Raw genomic sequence first — 15,764 nt, forward strand, 5'->3', positions numbered from 1 at the left:
AGCTGGTTCAGTGCAGCAAGTGGGCGGCCTGGTTGGCGAGGTCGAGCACCGGTTGCGGCAGGATCCCCAGCAGCACAGTGACCGCCGCACAAACCGCGATCGCCGCCTTGCTCAAGATGCCGGGCGCCATCACTTGCGGTGTGTCGCTGGACTCTTCGGTGAAGAACATCAACACGATCACCCGGACGTAGAAGTAGGCGGCCACTCCGCTGGAGATGACACCGATGACCACCAACGGCGCCGCACCGCCCTCGGCGGCGGCCTTGAACACGGAGAACTTGCTGATGAACCCGCTCGTCAGCGGGATGCCGGCTAACGCCAGCAGGAACATCGACAGCATCACGCCCACAATCGGGGAGCGCTGACCCAGCCCGGCCCAATGGGACAGGTTGGCGTCCTCGACCCCTTTCGCGTCGCGGACCAAGCCGACGATGGCGAATGCGCCCACCGTGCTGAAGCTGTAGGCGACCAGGTAGAACAGCGTCGCCGACAGACCCGCCGAGTTGTCGGCGATCACGCCGGTCAGGATGAAGCCGACGTGTGCGACCGACGAATAGGCAAGCATCCGTTTGACGTTGGTCTGGTTCACCGCGGTGATGGTGCCAACCGCCATGGTCAATATCGAAATCGCCCACAGCACCGGCCGCCACTGATCGTGCAGCGGAGGCAGCGCCACGTAGACCACCCGAAGTAGGGCGCCGAAAGCCGCAACCTTGGTGGCCGCCGCCATGAACCCGGTGATCGGCGTGGGTGCGCCTTGGTACACATCGGGAATCCACGAGTGGAAGGGGACAGCGCCAACCTTGAACAGCAGACCGACCGACAGCAGACCGACGCCCACCAACGCCATGGACATATCGCTGCGTGCCGCCAGCGAATCCCGGATACCGGTCAGCGTCAGCGAGCCGGTAGCGCCGTAGAGCAACGCGACACCATAGAGAAAGAACGCCGAAGAGAACGCGCCCAGCAGGAAGTACTTCAGCGCCGATTCCTGCGACAGCAACCGGCGGTGTCGCGCTAGTCCGCACATCAGATACAGCGGCAGGGAGAGCACTTCGAGCGCGACAAACATGGTCAACAGGTCGTTGGCCGCGGGAAATACCATCATGCCGCCGACGGAAAGCGTGAGCAGCGGGAAGATTTCGGTTTGCGCTGCCCCCGCACGTTGCGCCTCGCGTTCGGCGTCGCTGCCGGTCACGGCCGAAGCCTGCGGCGTGAAGGAGTCGAGTCCGCCGCTGCCCGCGGCGACCGCCGTCTTGGTCTGGGCGGCCACCCGGTGGGTACTGCGTTCAGCGATGAAGATGACCGCCATCACCGCCACCAGCAACACCGTGCCCTGTAAGAACAGCGTTGGTCGATCCACTGCCATCGACCCGAGCACGGCGCGGCGGCCAGTCACCGGAATCGACCGGGCCACCACGATGAGCGCGATGAATGCGGCCACCAACCCGCTCAGGGCCAGCGTCACCTGCGCGCCGTATCGCAGCCGGCGCGGCAGGAACGCCTCGGCCAGCACGCCGACGACGGCGATGCCGAAAACGATGAGCATCGGACACAGCAGGAAGTATTCGATGCTTGGGCTGGGCAAGATCATTCGTGTGGTCCTTCGGCTGTCCGGGGGGCGCCCACACCCGAAACCGGGTGTGGCACCTTGGGCGCGGGATCGTGCTGGCCGATGGTGCTCATGGTGTGCTCGACCGCCGGGTTGATGACATCGAGCACGGGTTTGGGATAGACCCCGAGGATCAGCAACATCGCGATCAGCGGCGCGACCACGATCATTTCGCGTGGCACCAGGTCACCGATGCGCTCGTTGCCCTTGGCCACCGGTCCGGTCATCACGCGTTGGTACAGCCACAGCATGTAGATGGCGGAAAGCACCAGCGCGGTGACGCCAAAGGCCGCGGCCAGCCAGTAGCGGTTGAAAGTGCCAAGCAGCAACAGAAATTCACTGATGAATGGGGCCAAGCCGGGCAAGGAAAGGGTGGCCATGGCCGAAACCAGGAAGGTGCCGGCCAGCACCGGAGCCACCTTCTGCACACCGCCGTAGTCGGCGATCGCCCGGCTGCCGTGGCGCGAGATCAGGAAGCCGGCGATCAGGAAGACCGCGGCCGTCGACAGTCCGTGGTTGAGCATGTACAGCGTCGAACCGCTCTGGCCCTGGGTGGTCATCACGAAGATCCCCGCGATGATGAACCCGAAGTGCGAGATCGACGTGTAGGCGATCAGTCGCATGATGTCGGTCTGACCGATCGCCACGACTGCGCCGTAGATCACGCCGATGATGGCCAGCGTCACGACCAACGGACGGAAATAGGTTGAGGCGTCCGGGAACAGCTGCAGGCAATAGCGCAGCATGCCGAACGTGCCGACCTTGTCCATCACCGCCATCATCAGCACCGCGGTCGCCGGCGTGGACTCCACCGCCGCATCGGGCAACCAGCGGTGGAAGGGCCACAGCGGGGCCTTGATGGCGAACGCAAACATGAATCCGAGGAACAAGGCTTTGAAGACCGCCGGATGTTCGCCGTAATGTCCGCCCTGCACGCCGGCCACGATGTCGCGGAAGTCGAAAGTTCCAGACCCGTTTTGGGCGGTCACCACATAGAGCCCGATAACCGCTGCCAGCATGATCAGCCCGCCGAACAGGTTGTACAGCAGGAACTTTACCGCGGCCGCGGAGCGCGTGCGGCCCTGCCCGAAACCCCCGATGAGGAAGTACATCGGAATGAGCATGGCCTCGAAGAACACGTAGAACAGCAAGACGTCCAGCGCGACCACCGAGATCAGCACCATCGACTCGATGGCCAGCGTCAACGCGACGTAGGCGTGCACACCCCTGGTGCGTTCGCCGCCGTCATTCCAGCCGGCAATCTGCAGCAGCGGGATCAGCACCGTGGTCAGCAGCACCAGCACCACCGCGATGCCATCCACCCCGAGCGTGTAGCTGGCGCCGAACGCCGGTATCCAGGAACGGTTTTCGACGAACTGGTAGTGCTCGCCGCTCGGCTTGAACCCGGTAGCGACGACAACCGACACCGCCAGCGTCACGACGCTGGCGATCAGGCCGGTCCACTTGGCGAGCTGGCGCAGCCCCGGGGGCAACAAGATGATGAGCACCGAAGCGGCCAGCGGGACCAGCCACAGCAGCGTCAGCCACGGTACGTGTGAGTTCACCACAGCTGCACCGCCAAGAGCACCGCGGCCACCAGGACCGCACCGGCCAGCATCGACAACGCGTAGTTGCGGGCGAAGCCGGTTTGCATTCGTCGTAACCGATTCGACGTCATGCTCACCAATCCGGCCAAAGCGTTGACCGAGCCGTCCACACCCGCGTTGTCGACCTCGACCACCGCGTCGGTCAGTTGCGCGCCAGGGCGCATGAACACCTCCTCGTTGAAGGCATCGGCATACATGTCGGCGCGCGCGGCCGTCGTCAGCACCGAAACCCGGACGGGGGCCACCCGGGGGATGGCAGCGGTGCCGTACATCCGGTAGGCGACCGCGATACCGACGGCGACGACACCGAGCGCCACCGTGGTGCTGACCCAGTTCGGGAGCGCATGGGTGGCTTCCTCATGGGCTCCGACGACGGGCTCGAGCCAACGCTGCAGCGTGCCGCCCATCGCCAGCAGACCACCGGAGAAGACGGAGCCGAAGGCCAGCAGGATCATCGGCCAGGTCATCAGGGCCGGAGCCTCGTGCGGGTGGGCTCCCGGCGCCCACCGCTTCTCACCGAAGAAGGTCATCAGCATCACCCGGGTCATGTAGAACGCGGTGACCCCTGCTCCCAGCAGGGCCGCACCGCCGAGCACATAGCCGCGGGTGTCGCCGGCGCCCAGCGCTGCCTCGATGATCGCGTCCTTGGAGAAGAAGCCCGCGAAGGGTGGCACACCGATGATCGCCAGGTAGCCCAGCCCGAAGGTGACGAAGGTGACGGGCAGGGCGGCGCGCAGCCCCCCGTACCGGCGCATGTCCTGTTCCTCATGCATCGCGTGGATGACCGATCCGGATCCCAGGAACAGTCCGGCCTTGAAGAAACCGTGGGTGAGCAGGTGCATGATCGCGAACGCGTAACCGGCCGGGCCCAGGCCGGCGGCCAGCACCATGTAGCCGATCTGGCTCATCGTCGAGGCGGCCAGCGCGCGTTTGATGTCGTCCTTGGCGCACCCGATGACCGCCCCCAGCAGCAGCGTGACGGTGCCCACCACGACCACGGCCAGCTGTGCGTCCGGCGCCAGGTTGTAGAGCGGGTTGGACCGCACGATCAGGTACACCCCGGCGGTCACCATGGTGGCGGCGTGGATCAGGGCGGACACCGGGGTGGGGCCCTCCATCGCGTCGCCCAACCAGGCCTGCAGCGGCACCTGGGCGGACTTGGCGCACGCCCCCAGCAGCAGCAGCAAACCCATCGCGGTCAGCGCTACCCGGCTGGCGGCCGGCGCACTGGCAAAGACCCCGGCGTAGGACAGCGTGCCGAAGGTGCTGAACATGACGAACATGCCCAAAGCCAGCCCGGCGTCGCCAACCCGGTTCATCACGAACGCCTTCTTGGCCGCCGTGGCGGCCGACGGCTTGTGATACCAGAAGCCGATCAGCAGGTAGGACGCCAGGCCCACGCCTTCCCACCCGACGTAGAGCAACACGTAGTTGTCGGCGACCACCAGCAGCAGCATCGAGGCCAAGAACAAATTGAGGTAGCCGAAGAACCTACGGCGATCGGGGTCTTCGGCCATGTAGGCGACCGAGTAGATGTGGATCAGCGATCCGACTCCGGTGATCAGCAGCACGAAGCAAATGGACAGCTGATCGATTTGCAGTCCGAAGTCCACCTGCAGCTGGCTCACCGGCATCCAGGTGAAGACCGTTTGGTGGATGAGCCGATCGTCGGCGGAGCGCCCCACGAGGTCGGCGAGCATGGTCGCGCCAACGCCGAATGAGGCAAGGGCCGCCGCACAACCCAACCAGTGTCCCCACGCGTCGGTCCGCCTACCGCCGAACAGCAAGATCGCGGCACCCGCCAGCGGCAGCGCCACCAGCAGCCAGGTGTGTTGAGTCCCCAGAAAGTTCGTCACTGTGGCGCTATCAGCCTTTGAGTAGGTTCGCGTCGTCGACCGACGCCGATTTGCGGGTACGGAAAATCGTCATGATGATGGCCAGACCGACGACGACTTCGCAGGCTGCGACCACCATCGTGAAGAACGCGACCATTTGTCCGTCCAGATGCCCGTGCATTCGCGCGAACGTGACAAACGCGAGGTTGACGGCGTTGAGCATTAGCTCGACACACATGAACATGACTATCGCATTGCGGCGCAACAACACCCCGGAGGCGCCAATGGTGAACAGTAGCGCCGAAAGATACAGATAGTTGGCGGGATTCATGACGCACCACCTGTGATGGCCTCGGGCGAAGGCGTCTGGAGTCCATCCGCCCCGCGGGTCTGCAGGATCCCCGGGACCGACAACTCGGAGTAGGAGCCGTCGGGCAGCAGCGCGGCGACATCGACCGCATTGTGGCGTGCGTAGACGCCGGGGTTCGGCAGCGGCGTGGGGTGACCGCCGGGGCGGAAGCGCTCCTGGGAGAGTTCGCGTTGGGACTTGCGGCGCTCGAAGCGCTCCCGGTGGGCTAGCACCATCGCGCCGATGGCCGCGGTGATCAGCAGTGCGCTGGTCAACTCGAAGGCCCACAGATAGCGCGAGAAGATCAGCGCCGCCAAGCCCTCGACGTTGCCGTTGGCGTTGGCGGCCGTCAACCCCGCGAAGCCTCCGGCCGCCACATTGCCGATAGCGGCGATCAACAGGACGCCGAATCCGACCCCGATCACCACCGCGGCGACCCGCTGCCCGCGCAGCGTCTCTTTGAGCGACTCCGCGGAGTCCACACCGATGAGCATTAGCACGAACAAGAACAGCATCATCACCGCGCCGGTGTAGACGACGACCTGGACCACCCCCAGGAACAGCGCGTCCTGGATCATGTAGAACACGGCCAGAATGATCATCGTCATCGCCAAGAACATCGCCGAGTATACGGCATTGACGGCCATCACCACCCCGAGCGCGCCGACCAGCGCCAGCGCACCCAGGATCCAGAAGGTCACCGCCTCACCGGTCGAGGTAACGGTGATGGTGTCCGCGGCCAGACTGGAAGCCAGGGTCGAAGTCACCGCGACTCTCCGGTTTTCTGTGTTTCGCGCAAGCCTTCGGCGGTCACGTTGCCCAGGTAGTAGTCCTTGTCGGTGGCGCCGGCAGCCCTGGGATGCGGCGGCGCGGTCATCTCGGGCTGCAGCGGGGCCAGCAGCCGGTCCTTCTCATAGATCAGGTCGGCACGGTTGTCGTCGGCCAACTCGTAGTCATTGGTCATGGTCAGCGCCCGGGTCGGACAAGCCTCGATGCACAGACCGCAACCGATGCAGCGCAGGTAGTTGATCTGGTACACCCGGCCGTAGCGTTCACCCGGGGAAAACCGTTGCTCGTCGGTGTTGTCGGCGCCCTCGACGTAGATCGCGTCAGCCGGGCAGGCCCAAGCGCACAACTCGCAACCGATGCATTTCTCCAGGCCGTCGGGGTAGCGGTTGAGCTGATGGCGGCCGTGATACCGGGGCGCTACCGGACCCGGCTTCTCCGGATACTCCTCGGTGACCGTCTTTTTGAACATTGACCCGAAGGTCACGCCGAATCCGGCAATGGAGTCCAAGAATTTAGCCACGGGCGTTCTCCTTGCTCGCACCAACTGGCTGAGCCAGCGGCTTCATGGGCAGCGGCGGCGTCGGGAACAGCGGCTCCATGGCGCCTTGCTCGTCGGGGCTGGCGGCGGGCTGCTTGCCGCGCCGCCGGGCCTTTGTCACGGAGTTGGGCGTGCTGAACGGTTTTCGTAGCGACATCACCAGGATTGCTGCCACGACGATGCTGCTGACCACCAGCGCCGGTGTCCAGTATTGGTAGCCCTGGTTGCGCAGGGACCGGATCACCGCCGCGATCAGCACCCACACCAGCGAGACGGGAATCAGCAGCTTCCAGCCCAGCGCCATGAACTGGTCGTAGCGCAGCCGAGGGAGCGTGGCGCGCAGCCAGAAGTACATGAACAAAAATCCCCACACCTTGGCGGTGAACCACAGCACCGGCCACCAGCCCGCGTTGGCTCCGTGCCACATGTTCAACGGCCATGGCGCGTGCCAGCCGCCCAGGAACAACGTGGCCGCCAGCGCCGAAACCGTGGTCATGTTGACGTACTCGGCGAGCATGAACATCGCGAACTTCAGCGACGAGTACTCGGTGTGGAAACCGGCCACCAGCTCACCCTCGGCCTCGGGCAGGTCGAAGGGGGCCCGGTTGGTCTCACCCACCATCGAGATGAGGTAGATCACGAACGACGGCAGCAGCAGGAAGACGTACCAGACGCGATCCTGCGCGGCGATGATCTGCGAGGTCGACATGCTGCCGGCATAGAGGAACACGCCCGCGAACGACAGCCCCATGGCCACCTCATAGGAGATGACCTGTGCGGTCGAACGCACCCCACCCAGCAGCGGGTAGGTTGATCCGGATGCCCAGCCGCCGAGCACGATGCCGTACACCCCGATCGCTGACAGGCCCAGGATGAACAGCACCGCCACCGGCAGATCGGTCAACTGCAGCGGCGTGCGATGCCCGAACACCGACACCACCGGACCGAACGGGATGAATGCGAACGCGGTGAACGCGGGAATCACCGAGATGATCGGGGCGACAAAATAAACGAATCGATCGATGCCGCCGGGGGTGATGCTCTCTTTGAGCGCCAGCTTGATTCCGTCGGCCAGGCTTTGCAGCGAGCCCTTGGGCCCCACCCGGTTTGGGCCGGGGCGCAATTGCATCCGGCCCAGCAACTTGCGTTCGGCCAGGATCGCCACCAGCACCGTCAGCATGAGAAAAACGAAGATGGCGATCGCCTTGGCGACGACCAGCCACCAGACGTCATGTCCGAAATCGGTCATCGGCGCCACTCCTGTTCATCGCTTCGCTCTGCATCGTCGCCGGCGCGGGTCATGAGCCGGCGCCGATTCGTACGACGCTGCCGATCCCCGCGCCCAGCTGGCGATACACCGCCGAACCAGGCGAGTTGAGGGGCAGCCACACCACCCGTTCGGGCATGTCAGTGATGTTCAGCGGCAAGGTGATCGAGCCGCGTGACGAGCTGACGGTCACCGCGTCGCCGTCGGCGGCGCCGATCTCGGCGGCAGTTTCTGCCGCCAGACGCACCACCGGTGGCCGTGCGGTGCCGGACAGATGGGGCTCGCCGTCCTGCAACCGCCCCGCGTCGAGCAGCATCCGCCAGCCCGTCAGGATGGCCTCACCCGCCGCGGGTTGGGCCGCACCGGCGGCAGTGATATGGGGGCTGGCGGCGTGCTTGCCATCCCAGTTGCCCAGCGCCGCGAGCTCTTCGCGCGCCGACTCGACCGACGACATCCCTAGATAGACGCCCATCTCATCGGCCAGCGCGTCGAGGACCCGGTGATCTGACTGGCCGGCTTGCTGGGTGCTGCCCCGCAGCGACGGTTCGAATTCGCGGTAGCGGCCCTCCCAGTTGACGAACGCTCCGGACTTCTGCGTGGTCGGCGCGACCGGGAACACCACGTCGGCCCGCTCGGTGACGGGGCTGTGCCGCAGTTCCAGGCTGACCACGAACCCGGCGGCTTCCAGCGCGGCCAGCACCACGTCAGGGTCCGCGAAGTCGTCGGGCTCCAAGCCTCCCACCAGGAGGGCGTCCAGGTCCCCGTCGGTGGCGGCGGCCAGGATGCCGGCCGCGTCACGTCCAGGGGCGGTCGGCAAGTCGGAAACGTGCCATGCCGCACGAACCTGCGAGCGGGCGGTGTCATCGGCCAGCGGACGGCCGCCGGGCAGCAGCGTGGGCAGCGCGCCGGCCTCCAGTGCGCCACGTTCCCCGGCCCGCCGTGGTACCCAGGCCAGCCGGGCGCCGGTGCTGTCGGCCAACCGTGCCGCGGCGGACAATCCACCGGGCACCGTGGCCATGCGCTCGCCGACCATGATGACCGCGCCCGGCGTCGCCAGCAGGTCACCTAGCTCGCCGGTGGCCAGGGCGTCCAGCGCCGCGGGCTCGGCGCCGGGAGCGGTCTTGATCAGCCGGCCCGACATCTTCTGCAGGCCGCGGGTGGCGAACGGGGCGAGAGCGTAAACGGGAAGACCGTTTTTGCGCGCCGCCTTACGCAGTCGCAAGAACACGATCGGCGACTCGTCTTCCGGCTCGAACCCGACCAGCAGCACCACCGGCGCGGATTCCAGGTCGGCGTAGCTGACGGTTACCGGCCGTCCCGCGATACGTGCGGCCAGGAAGTCGGCCTCCTCGGCCGAGTGCGGCCGGGCCCGGAAGTCGATGTCATTGCTATCCAGGGTGATTCGCGCGAACTTGGCGTAGGCGTAGGCGTCCTCCCAGGTGGCCCGGCCGCCGACCAGCACACCGGTGCGGCCGCGGGCTTCCTGCAGGCCCCGGGCCGCTGCCACGATGGCGTGCGACCACGATGCCGGGACCAGGTTGCCGTCGGTATCGCGGATCAGGGGAGTGGTGATGACGTCCGGCTGGGTCGCGTAGGTGAACGCCCAGCGGCCCTTGTCACAGTTCCACTCTTCGTTGACTTCAGGGTCATCACCGGCGAGCCGGCGCAGCACTTTGCCGCGGCGATGGTCGGTGCGTTGCGCACACCCCGATGCGCAGTGCTCGCAGACGCTGGGGCTCGAGACCAGATCGAATGGGCGCGCCCGGAACCGGTAGGCGGTCCCGGTCAGCGCACCCACCGGGCAGATCTGCACGGTGTTGCCCGAGAAGTAGGAGTCGAACGGTTCGTCGGCATAGATGCCGACTTGCTGCAGGGCGCCGCGCTCCTGCATGTCGATGAACGGGTCCCCGGCAATCTGGTTGGAGAACCGGGTGCACCGGGCGCACAGGATGCAGCGTTCGCGGTCCAGCAACACTTGCGCGGAGATGTTGATCGGCTTGGCGAAGGTGCGCTTGACGTCGGTGAACCGCGACTCGGGCTGCCCGTTGGACATGGCCTGGTTCTGCAGCGGGCATTCACCACCCTTGTCGCACATCGGGCAGTCCAAGGGGTGGTTGATCAGCAGCAATTCCATCACACCGTGCTGCGCCTTGTCGGCGGCCTCGGACGTGAGCTGGGTGCGAACCACCATGTCGTCGGTGGCCACGGTGGTGCACGACGCCAACGGCTTGCGCTGCCCCTCCACCTCGACCAGACATTGCCGACACGCGCCGACCGGCTCGAGCAGCGGGTGATCACAGAACCGTGGGATCTGTATACCCATGAGCTCGGCGGCCCGAATAACCAAAGTCCCTTTGGGAACGCTGATTTCGGCACCGTCGATAGTCAGCGTTACCAGCTCCGGCTGGCTCACTCCGTCGCCGGTCTTGGTATTGGCCGCACTTGTCATTGTGGCCCAGTCCCTTTCGCGGTGTTCCGGCCTGCTGTGAGCATGGAGTCCCGGGGATCGAAGGGGCAACCGCCCTGTTCGACGTGGGCGATGTACTCGTCTTGGAAGTGCTTGATCGAGGACATCACCGGGCTGGCAGCTCCGTCACCCAGGGCGCAGAACGACTTTCCCAAAATGGAATCCGAGATGTCGAGCAACTTGTCGATATCCTCGCGGGTGCCCTTGCCCGTTTCGAGGCGCGCGTAGATCTTGTCCAGCCAGAACGTGCCTTCTCGGCACGGGGTGCATTTGCCGCATGATTCGTGCTTGTAGAACTCGGTCCAGCGCCGCACCGCACGGACCACACAGGTGGTCTCGTCGAAGATCTCCAGCGCTTTGGTGCCCAGCATGGACCCCACGCCGCCGACGCCCTCGTAGTCCAGCGGCACATCGAGGCGCTCGTCGGTGAGCAATGGGGTCGACGATCCGCCCGGCGTCCAGAACTTCAGTTGGTGCCCGGCCCGTATCCCGCCGGCGTAGTCGAGCAATTCGCGCAGGGTAATCCCCAGTGGGGCCTCGTACTGGCCGGGCCGGGTGACGTGGCCGGACAGCGAATACAGGGTGAAGCCGGGCGACTTCTCGCTGCCCATCGAGCGGAACCAGTCGACTCCGTTGAGGATGATGGACGGGACGCTGGCGATCGTTTCGACGTTGTTGATCACCGTCGGGCAGCCGTAGAGCCCGGCAACCGCGGGGAAGGGGGGCCGCAGGCGTGGCTGACCGCGCCGGCCCTCGAGCGAATCCAGCAGCGCGGTCTCCTCGCCGCAGATGTAGGCGCCCGCGCCGGCGTGGACCACCAGTTCCAGATCGAATCCGGAGCCATTGATGTTGCGGCCCAACAATCCCGCGGCGTATGCCTCGGTCACCGCGTTCTGCAGGCGGCGCAACACCGGCAGCACCTCGCCGCGCACGTAGATGAACGCGTGGCTGGCCCGGATCGCGTAGGCGGCGATGATGACGCCCTCGACGAGCACGTGCGGTGTGGCCAGCATCAGCGGAATGTCTTTGCACGTGCCGGGTTCGGACTCGTCGGCGTTGACCACCAAATAGTGGGGCTTGGCCGCGGGACCGGCATCGCCCTGCGGAATGAACGACCACTTGGTGCCGGTGGAGAAGCCGGCGCCGCCGCGTCCGCGCAGACCCGAATCCTTCACCGTTCCGATCACCGCGTCGGGCCCCATGGCCAGGGCCTTCTCCAGCGCCCGGTACCCGTCGTGACGACGGTAGGTGGCCAGCGTCCACGACTCGGGGTCGTCCCAGTAACGACTGATGACCGGCGTCAAAGGTGTTGCCTGGGAAGTCATCACTGCCCTCCAGGTGCCGGCGGTGCCTGCATGTCGTTGTCTTGCGCCACCCGCAGTCCGGCCAATGTCGCGGCACCCGCACCGCCCTGGCCCTGGTCGGGTCGGGTCGGGCAAGCCGGCCAGAATGCGCGATGTCTGGCGGAAGCCGCACAGTGGAGCGCCCCGGGTAGGCGCGATCGGTTCGCCCGAGCGCAGCGAGTCAACGAGTTCGCGCGCCGATTCCGGTGTCTGGTTGTCAAAGAATTCCCAGTTGACCATCACTACTGGCGCGTAGTCGCACGCCGCGTTGCATTCGATGTGTTGCAAGGTGACCGAGCCATCGGAGGTGGTCTCGTCGTTGCCGACGCCGAGGTGGTCTTTGAGGGTCTCAAAGATTGCGTCGCCGCCCATCACCGCGCACAGGGTGTTGGTGCAGACGCCGACCAGGTATTCGCCGGTCGGCCCACGGCGATACATGGTGTAGAAGCTGGCCACCGCCGAAACCTCGGCTCCGGTCAGGCCCAACTGATTTGCGCAGAACGGCAGGCCCGCGGGGGTCAGGTAGGAGTCCTCGCCCTGCACCAGGTGCAGCAACGGCAGCAGCGCGGAGCGCTGGTCGGGATAGCGGCCGATGATCTCCTTGGCTTCGATCTCCAGCCGTGCCAGCGCATCCGGCGGGTAGGACTTCGGGGCACCCTCAACCATGAATTGGTTGGGCTCCTCGGGCGGCGGTCCGAGCCGGACGAATACCGGCTGACTTTGTGGCGCGTTCACCGATCCACCCCTCCCATCACGGGATCGATGCTGGCGACCGCGGTAATCAAGTCGGCAACCATCCCGCCTTCGGACATTGCTGCAACCGCTTGCAGGTTGGTGAACGAGGGGTCGCGGTAGTGCACGCGGTATGGGCGGGTGCCGCCATCGCTGACCATGTGCACGCCGAGCTCGCCGCGCGGTGATTCCACAGCCACGTACACCTGACCGGCCGGCACCCGGATCCCTTCGGTGACCAGCTTGAAGTGGTGGATCAGGGCTTCCATCGAACTACCCATGATCTTGGCGATGTGTTCGGGTGAGTTGCCCATGCCGTCGGGCCCCACCTTCAAATCGGCCGGCCACGCCAGTTTGCGGTCCTCGATCATGGTCGGCCCGGGTCGCAGCCTGTCCAGACACTGCTCGACGATCTTGATCGATTCCCACATCTCTTTGACACGAATCATGTAGCGGCCGTAGGCATCGCAACCGTCAGCGGTGATCACGTCGAACTCGTAGTTCTCATAGCCGCAATAGGGCTCGCTCATGCGCAGATCGTGGGGCAGCCCCGTGGATCGCAGGATCGGGCCGGTGATGCCCAGGGCCATGCATCCGGCCAGATCCAGGTAGCCGACGTCCTGGGTGCGCGCCTTCCAGATAGCGTTTTCGTTGAGCAGATCCCCCATCTCGCGCAGCGGCTGGCGAAGATCCGCAATGGCTTTGGCGATCTCGGTAGGCCCATCCGGTGGCAGGTCCTGTGCCACACCGCCGGGCCGGATGTAGGCGCTGTTCATCCGCAGGCCGGTGATCGACTCGAACAGGCTGAGAATGATCTCGCGGGCCCGGAAACCGACGAACATCGGTGTCATGGCACCCAATTCCATGCCGCCGGTGGCCAAAGCGACCAAGTGCGAGGAGATCCGGTTGAGCTCCATCATCATCACCCGGATGACGTTGACCCGCTCGGGAATCTCGTCGGTGATGCCCAGGAGTTTCTCGACACCCAGACAGTAGGCGGTCTCGTTGAAGAACGGCGACAGGTAGTCCATCCGGGTCACGAAGGTGACGCCCTGAGTCCAGTACCGGTATTCGAGGTTCTTCTCGATTCCGGTGTGCAGGTAGCCGATTCCGCACCGGGCCTCGGTGACGGTTTCACCCTCGATCTCGAGGATCAGCCGAAGCACCCCATGGGTGGAAGGGTGCTGGGGCCCCATGTTGACGACGATGCGTTCCCCGGGGTCGGCGCCGCGGGCGGCCTCGACGATCTCGTTCCAGTCCTGTCCGCCCGCGACCAGCACGGTTTCGGTGTCGGTCATTTCTCTTCTTGTTTCGTCATGAGTTGTAACCCCTTCGCTCGTCGGGCGGGGGTATCTGCGCTCCCTTGTATTCGACCGGGATGCCGCCGAGTGGATAGTCCTTGCGCTGTGGGTGCCCCTGCCAGTCATCAGGCATCTCGATTCGCGTCAGCGAGGGATGCCCGTCGAAGATGATGCCGAAGAAGTCGTATGTCTCGCGCTCATGCCAATCGTTGGTCGGGTAGACGGCGTATAGCGACGGGATATGCGGATCGCTGTCGGGGGCAGACACTTCCAGCCGCAGGCGACGGTTGTGGGTGATCGATTGCAGCGGGTAAACCGCGTGTAGTTCGCGGCCGGTCTCATGCGGGTAGTGCACCCCGTTGACTCCCAGGCACAGCTCAAAGCGCAATTCTGGCTCGTCGCGGAGGGACTGTGCGACTCGCAGTAGGGCCTCGCGGCGAACGTGCAGGGTCAACTCGTTGCGATAGACCACGACTTTCTCTATGGCATCCTCGAACTCTATGGCATCCTCGAATTCGACGCCGTCGCGGTTCAGCGCCTCGGCCAGGCGATCGGCGATCTCGTCGAAGTAGAAGCCGTACGGGCGGGGGCTACTGCCCGGCAGCACGATCTCGCGCACCAATCGCCCGTATCCGGAGGTGTCGCCGGTGCCTTTGACGCCGAACATGCCGCGACGCACGTCGACCACTTCTTCATTGGAGGAGCCGGTTTGGCCCGCTGCGTCTGATGGGTTCTGGTCTGGCGAGCTCATCGCAGCAATCCACGCATCTCGATAGTGGGCCTGGCCAACATCGCCGCCTCTTCGGCTTCGGCGATGGCGCGTTCCCGGTTGACGCCAAGCGGCATTTCCTGAATCTTCTCGTGCAGCTTGAGGATTGCGTGCAACAGCATTTCCGGACGGGGTGGACAGCCGGGCAGGTAGATGTCGACCGGAACAACGTGGTCCACGCCTTGCACGATCGCGTAGTTGTTGAACATCCCGCCCGACGATGCGCACACGCCCATGGCCAGAACCCATTTCGGCTCGGCCATCTGGTCGTAGATCTGGCGCAGCGCCGGCGCCATCTTCTGGCTGACCCGCCCCGCCACAATCATCAGGTCCGCTTGGCGTGGCGTCGCCGAAAACCGCTCCATCCCAAACCGGGCGATGTCGAACCTCGGCCCCGCGGTTGCCATCATCTCGATTGCGCAGCATGCCAGCCCGAACGTCGCCGGCCACAGTGAGTTCTTGCGGACATAGCCCGCTACCTTCTCGACTGTCGACAACAGGATTCCGCCGGGTAGTTGTTCTTCCAGTCCCACGACCTACCTCAATCCCACGTCAGGCCCCCGCGGCGCCACACGTATGCGTACGCCACGAACACCGTGAGCATGAATATCGCCATCTCAACTAGAGCAAACGTCCCCAGTGCATCGAAGCTGACCGCCCATGGATAGAGGAACACGATTTCGATGTCGAAGACGATAAACAACATTGCGGTCAGGTAATACTTCACCGGGAACCGCTGCCCGCTCGCCGTTTCGCGGCCGCTGGCCCCGGCTTGCGCCTCGGTGGGTTCGATTCCGCATTCGTAGGCGGCAAGTTTCGACCGGTTGAAGCGGGTCGGTCCGACCAGGCTTGCGATCACAACCGAGACCACGGCGAAGCCGGCGGCGAGCGTCGCCAGTACCAAGATGGGTATGTAAGCGTTCAAGTCGCTCCATGATCCGTCGTACGGGCCGCCAGCACGGCGGCCGGGCGGCTGACTGGGCTGCTGTGACGGACCGGGCGTGTGGACCGTCACAGTGACCTTCAACATAGTCGCGCTTCGGCGGGGCTACATGCCGGGGGGTCAACCTGGTGGACATCCCCAGGATGCGCGGCCGCGTCGCGCCTGGCTTGCTGGTCACGGTGATGAGCGGCCAGGGTCAGCGCGGGGTCGCG

12 protein-coding genes and 2 pseudogenes are annotated in these 15,764 nt (G+C 65.2%); all 14 read right to left on the minus strand.

The window, feature by feature from the left end; genetic code table 11:
- Window positions 1-7 precede the first annotated feature (7 nt).
- Entirely contained in the window at window positions 8-1,594 is a 1,587-nt protein-coding gene (gene nuoN, locus G6N41_RS09605; RefSeq protein WP_198967218.1) for an NADH-quinone oxidoreductase subunit NuoN, read from the minus strand.
- Window positions 1,591-3,177 (minus strand): NADH-quinone oxidoreductase subunit M, encoded by a 1,587-nt coding sequence (locus G6N41_RS09610; RefSeq protein ID WP_407663741.1) that lies wholly within the window; start codon window positions 3,175-3,177, stop codon window positions 1,591-1,593. Before G6N41_RS09610 ends, nuoN begins: the two co-directional genes overlap by 4 nt.
- Entirely contained in the window at window positions 3,174-5,075 is a 1,902-nt protein-coding gene (gene nuoL / locus G6N41_RS09615) for an NADH-quinone oxidoreductase subunit L (RefSeq protein ID WP_198967220.1), read from the minus strand. Before nuoL ends, G6N41_RS09610 begins: the two co-directional genes overlap by 4 nt.
- 10 nt (window positions 5,076-5,085) lie before the next feature.
- Complete coding sequence (gene nuoK / locus G6N41_RS09620; RefSeq protein ID WP_020732228.1) at window positions 5,086-5,385, minus strand: NADH-quinone oxidoreductase subunit NuoK; 300 nt, start codon at window positions 5,383-5,385, stop codon at window positions 5,086-5,088.
- Window positions 5,382-6,158, minus strand: coding sequence for an NADH-quinone oxidoreductase subunit J (locus G6N41_RS09625; protein WP_099052696.1), 777 nt, complete (start codon window positions 6,156-6,158; stop codon window positions 5,382-5,384). The genes nuoK and G6N41_RS09625 overlap by 4 nt, the downstream gene beginning before the upstream one ends.
- Before the next feature lie 8 nt (window positions 6,159-6,166).
- Window positions 6,167-6,730: pseudogene (nuoI, locus tag G6N41_RS09630) on the minus strand (NADH-quinone oxidoreductase subunit NuoI); the annotation flags it as partial.
- Complete coding sequence (nuoH, locus tag G6N41_RS09635; RefSeq protein ID WP_198967221.1) at window positions 6,705-7,979, minus strand: NADH-quinone oxidoreductase subunit NuoH; 1,275 nt, start codon at window positions 7,977-7,979, stop codon at window positions 6,705-6,707. The gene nuoH and the pseudogene nuoI, both read right to left, overlap by 26 nt.
- 49 nt (window positions 7,980-8,028) lie before the next feature.
- On the minus strand, window positions 8,029-10,446 hold the full coding sequence (locus G6N41_RS09640) for an NADH-quinone oxidoreductase subunit G (RefSeq protein ID WP_198967222.1): 2,418 nt from the start codon (window positions 10,444-10,446) through the stop codon (window positions 8,029-8,031).
- On the minus strand, window positions 10,443-11,789 hold the full coding sequence (gene nuoF / locus G6N41_RS28325; protein ID WP_231608897.1) for an NADH-quinone oxidoreductase subunit NuoF: 1,347 nt from the start codon (window positions 11,787-11,789) through the stop codon (window positions 10,443-10,445). The genes G6N41_RS09640 and nuoF overlap by 4 nt, the downstream gene beginning before the upstream one ends.
- Window positions 11,789-12,473 (minus strand): annotated as a pseudogene (gene nuoE / locus G6N41_RS28330) (NADH-quinone oxidoreductase subunit NuoE). The gene nuoF and the pseudogene nuoE overlap by 1 nt, the downstream one beginning before the upstream one ends.
- Window positions 12,474-12,538: 65 nt before the next feature.
- On the minus strand, window positions 12,539-13,837 hold the full coding sequence (gene nuoD / locus G6N41_RS09650; protein ID WP_198967224.1) for an NADH dehydrogenase (quinone) subunit D: 1,299 nt from the start codon (window positions 13,835-13,837) through the stop codon (window positions 12,539-12,541).
- Window positions 13,838-13,853: 16 nt separating this feature from the next.
- Entirely contained in the window at window positions 13,854-14,591 is a 738-nt protein-coding gene (locus G6N41_RS09655; protein ID WP_198967225.1) for an NADH-quinone oxidoreductase subunit C, read from the minus strand.
- A complete protein-coding gene (locus G6N41_RS09660; RefSeq protein ID WP_198967226.1) occupies window positions 14,588-15,142 on the minus strand; it encodes a NuoB/complex I 20 kDa subunit family protein in 555 nt (184 codons plus the stop codon). The genes G6N41_RS09655 and G6N41_RS09660 overlap by 4 nt, the downstream gene beginning before the upstream one ends.
- 8 nt (window positions 15,143-15,150) lie before the next feature.
- Window positions 15,151-15,534 carry an NADH-quinone oxidoreductase subunit A gene (locus G6N41_RS09665; protein ID WP_011740422.1) on the minus strand — a complete coding sequence of 128 codons (384 nt, stop codon included), beginning with the start codon at window positions 15,532-15,534 and terminating at the stop codon, window positions 15,151-15,153.
- Window positions 15,535-15,764 lie beyond the last annotated feature (230 nt).

It is taken from the genome of Mycobacterium shottsii, from assembly GCF_010728525.1.
GTDB lineage: Bacteria > Actinomycetota > Actinomycetes > Mycobacteriales > Mycobacteriaceae > Mycobacterium > Mycobacterium marinum.

What these genes read in the sequence shown, in the direction of transcription:
- nuoN (WP_198967218.1), bottom strand. Translation starts at nt 1,594, where the DNA reads ATGATCTTGCCCAGCCCAAGCATCGAATACTTCCTGCTGTGTCCGATG.
- nuoK (WP_020732228.1), bottom strand. Translation starts at nt 5,385, where the DNA reads ATGAATCCCGCCAACTATCTGTATCTTTCGGCGCTACTGTTCACCATT.
- nuoH (WP_198967221.1), bottom strand. Translation starts at nt 7,979, where the DNA reads ATGACCGATTTCGGACATGACGTCTGGTGGCTGGTCGTCGCCAAGGCG.
- G6N41_RS09640 (WP_198967222.1), bottom strand. Translation starts at nt 10,446, where the DNA reads ATGACAAGTGCGGCCAATACCAAGACCGGCGACGGAGTGAGCCAGCCG.
- nuoF (WP_231608897.1), bottom strand. Translation starts at nt 11,789, where the DNA reads ATGACTTCCCAGGCAACACCTTTGACGCCGGTCATCAGTCGTTACTGG.
- nuoD (WP_198967224.1), bottom strand. Translation starts at nt 13,837, where the DNA reads ATGACCGACACCGAAACCGTGCTGGTCGCGGGCGGACAGGACTGGAAC.
- G6N41_RS09655 (WP_198967225.1), bottom strand. Translation starts at nt 14,591, where the DNA reads ATGAGCTCGCCAGACCAGAACCCATCAGACGCAGCGGGCCAAACCGGC.